The organism is Protofrankia sp. CiP1_Cm_nod2 (genome assembly GCF_920664355.1).
Lineage (GTDB): Bacteria > Actinomycetota > Actinomycetes > Frankiales > Frankiaceae > Protofrankia.
In genome coordinates this window covers 1-3,286 of the sequence record NZ_CAKKTL010000369.1, presented here as the reverse complement: position 1 = coordinate 3,286, position 3,286 = coordinate 1, and the positions used below count along the sequence as shown (strand labels likewise).

The window sequence follows — 3,286 nt, the reverse complement described above, 5'->3', positions numbered from 1 at the left end:
GGACCCCTTGGCGCGCTTGAGGAACAGGTGCGCGTCGTGCTCCCAGGTGAAGCCGATGCCTCCGTGTACCTGCACGTTGGTCGACGCGGCACGGGCGAAAACCTCAGAGCAGTGCGCTCGAGCCAGGCTCGAGACTTCACCGAGATCCTCGCCGGCCACCCATGAGGTGAGTGCCAGGAGCACCGCGGAGCGGGCGGTCTCGACATCGAGGAGGGTGTCCGCGAGCCGGTGCTTCACCGCCTGGAAGCTCCCGATGGCGCGCCCGAACTGCTCTCGCGTCCCAGCGTACGCGACGGCCATGTCGAGGCACCGTTGCGCACCGCCAAGCTGTTCCGCGGCGAGCAGGACGGCAGCCTGTTGCAACGCACGGCGCAGCACCGGTCCGGCCTTGTCCTCCTCGCCGACCAGGCGCCCAGGGGCGTCCTTCAACTCGATGGCGGCCAGGGCGCGTGTCGCGTCGAAAGTAGGCAGCCTGCGACGCTGGACCTCGTCGTCGTCAGCGCTGATGACGAACAGCGACAGGGCAGACGGGTCATCGGGCCGTGCTGCGGTCACCACGATCAGATCCGCGGTCGCGCCGTCGACGACCAGCGTCTTGGTACCGCTCACCCGGGCGCGTTCACCGTCGGGACGCCACGTGGTCGTTGCTGTGGCGCCGTCCCAGTTCCCATCCGGCTCAGCGTGCGCAAGGGCTGCCGTCTGCTCACCACTAGCCAGCTGGGGGAGGATGTCATCCAACTCGTCCCGCGTCATGGCCAGCAGGAGGGCGCTGGTGGCGAGGCAGACGCTCGAGAAGAACGGGCCGTTGTAGAGACCGGCGCCCAGCTGCTCCAGCACCACCGCGAGCTCGACGGGCCCATACCCCATACCGCCGTGCTCCTCGGGGACGGCGAGCGCGGGGAGTCCGAGCTCCTTGGACATCTGCTGCCAGATCGTCGTGTCGTGGCCGCCGTCGTCGAGGAACTGCCGGAGGTGCGACAGCGGCGCGCGCTCGGCGACGAAGCGCCGCACGAGCTGAGCAAGCTCCTCCTGCTCGGCGGTAAAATTGATCATAGCGTCTCCCTGATGGCGCTGAGAGCGACTCCTGCGAGCCGGACGACGTAGAAGCTGCGGTCCTGACCGGTGAACCAGGCCTTGCTGCGTGCGGGGATCTAATGGGGCTCTGCTGTGCTATAGCCGCTCTTGGTCCCGCACCAGGACGCCGGAGCCAGGTGCCTGTCACCGTCATCGGAGCTTGTGCCAGCGGCAGGCGGGAGCGCAAGGGCGGTCAGCCGAACGCGTGAGGCATGGGTGCGGGCCTCCATGATGACCTCCGGCGATGCGTTGACGTCTAATCGAATTCATAGTAGAAAGTGTTCCTGAAACATACGGCCTTGCCATATATTCCGCAACGGCCAGCGAAGGCGCCCCGAGGAGCGCGGTCTGGAGGAGCGTGATGATGGAAGCCGGCGCGGACGATGTTGAGATCGTCGCTCGTTTCACAAGCTGCCTGGCGGTGGGGGACATCGAGACCTGCCTGTCGCTCGTGGCCGACGACCTGGTCTTCTCCGAGGCGTCGAGTCTGCCCTTTGGCGGTGACTGGGAGGGTAGGGACGGGCTCGTGGGGGTGCTGCGCGCAGTCGGGCGCGACTACCGGGTACGCCTCGACGCTCCGCAGGTGAGCGCGGCGGGAGATCGTGTGCTCGTCCGGGTCAGTGGGACCATCGCCGCGCGGAGTACGGGGCGCGTGATCCCTCTCGATGTCGTGGACCTGTACGACGTGAGGGACGGGCTGATTCGCAGGGTGGACGTCTTCTACAAGGACACGGCCGCGGTCGCGGGACTGCTCGACGGGCCGGCGGCCGCGAGGACAGAGCTGATGACAGGGGGCGTGCCGGCATGAGCGAGCAGGTGCAGGAGACCAGTCGGTGCACCGCCCAGGCGGTGCTCGGCCACGACTACGACCACTACGACCCCGCCTTCGCGCTTGACCCACACCCCAGCTACGCGGTGCTGCGTGAGAAGTGCCCGGTCGCACACACGGAGAACTACGGCGGCTTCTATATTCTCTCGAAGTTCGAGGACATCTCAGAGGTCCTCCACGACGCGGCCACCTTCTCGTCGTGGCCAGCGGACACACCGCCGACGCCCGGGCACAGCCGCGCGCTCATTCCGCTGGAAGTGGATGCGCCGGACCACCGTCGTTATCGGATGGTGGTGGACCCCCTGTTCCGCCCCCATGCCGTCGCCGACGTGGCGCCTGCGGTCAGGCAGTTCGCCCGTGAACTCGTCGATGGCATGGTTGCCAAGCGCGAGTTCGACTTCATGGAGGAGTTCGCCAAGCCGCTGCCCAGCGCGGTGTTCCTGCGGCAGGTGGGCCTCGACTTCTCCGTCGAGCAGCGTGACCAGCTCTGCGACTGGGCGGGAACTATTCTGCACACCACGACGGCAGGGGTGCAGCACGGGGACACGGACGCGCAGACCAAAGCGCGCATCGACGCCGGGAAGGCCCTGCACGACTTCCTGAAAGGGCTGCTGGACGAGCGCATCGAGAAGCCAGGCGACGACATCATCTCGGTCCTCGTCAAGGCCCAGATGCCCGGCGGCCGAACCCTGGAGTACCGAGAGATCCTCAACTTCGCCTACGTGCTCGTGCTGGCTGGCCTCGACACGGTGACGACGGCGCTCGGCTTCAGCTTCATGCACCTGGCACGACGCCCGGACCTGCAGGACAGGATCGCCGCGGATCCGAACCTCATCCCGAGCGCCGTCGAGGAGCTGCTGCGCTACGAGTCGATCGTCCACATGAGCCGAACCGTGGTGAAGCCACACACGATCGGGGGAACCGAGTTGAAGCCCGGCGACCGTGTGGTCGTGCCACTGGCCTCGGCGCACCGTGACGAGGACATTTTCGTCGACGCCGGCGAGATCGTGCTCGACCGCAGGCCCGAGCGCAGCATGATCTTCGGTGCCGGCAGCCATCGCTGCCTGGGCAGTCACCTGGCCCGGCTCGAGATGGGCATCGCCTTCGAGGAGATTTTCTCGCGTATCCCGCGGTTCTCCCTGCCGCCGGAGGCCGAGTTGGTCGCCCACGGCGGCCAGACACGCAGCCTCGCGAACCTGCCGTTCCGTACCTGGCGCGCCGGCGACCCCACCACGGCCTGACCGCCCTCGAGAAAAGGCATGACAGCGACCATGTCGGTTGACCAAGCAGTTCCCACAACAACACGACGGAACACGCTGCGTCCTGACGTGGCCAGGACGTTCCTCGAACCTCGCTCCGTTGCCATCGTCGGTGTGTCGACCA

General features: G+C 67.1%; 3 protein-coding genes. 2 read left to right on the top strand and 1 reads right to left on the bottom strand.

Annotation, left to right across the window (positions count from 1 at the left end):
- Positions 1-1,053 (bottom strand): acyl-CoA dehydrogenase family protein (locus NBW84_RS23495; protein WP_250287486.1); only part of this gene is annotated, 1,053 nt, incomplete at its 3' end.
- A gap of 382 nt (positions 1,054-1,435) precedes the next feature.
- Between NBW84_RS23495 and NBW84_RS23490 the strand changes: the two genes are divergently transcribed.
- Together NBW84_RS23490 and NBW84_RS23485 are read left to right on the top strand one after the other, a co-directional pair.
- Positions 1,436-1,882, top strand: coding sequence for a nuclear transport factor 2 family protein (locus tag NBW84_RS23490; protein WP_250287488.1), 447 nt, complete (start codon positions 1,436-1,438; stop codon positions 1,880-1,882).
- Positions 1,879-3,144: a cytochrome P450 gene (locus tag NBW84_RS23485; RefSeq protein WP_250287484.1), complete on the top strand. Its 1,266-nt coding sequence runs from the start codon at positions 1,879-1,881 to the stop codon at positions 3,142-3,144. The genes NBW84_RS23490 and NBW84_RS23485 overlap by 4 nt, the downstream gene beginning before the upstream one ends.
- Positions 3,145-3,286: the final 142 nt, after the last annotated feature.

Coding starts and splice junctions, on each gene's coding strand:
- NBW84_RS23490 (WP_250287488.1), top strand. CDS start 1,436: ATGATGGAAGCCGGCGCGGACGATGTTGAGATCGTCGCTCGTTTCACA.
- NBW84_RS23485 (WP_250287484.1), top strand. CDS start 1,879: ATGAGCGAGCAGGTGCAGGAGACCAGTCGGTGCACCGCCCAGGCGGTG.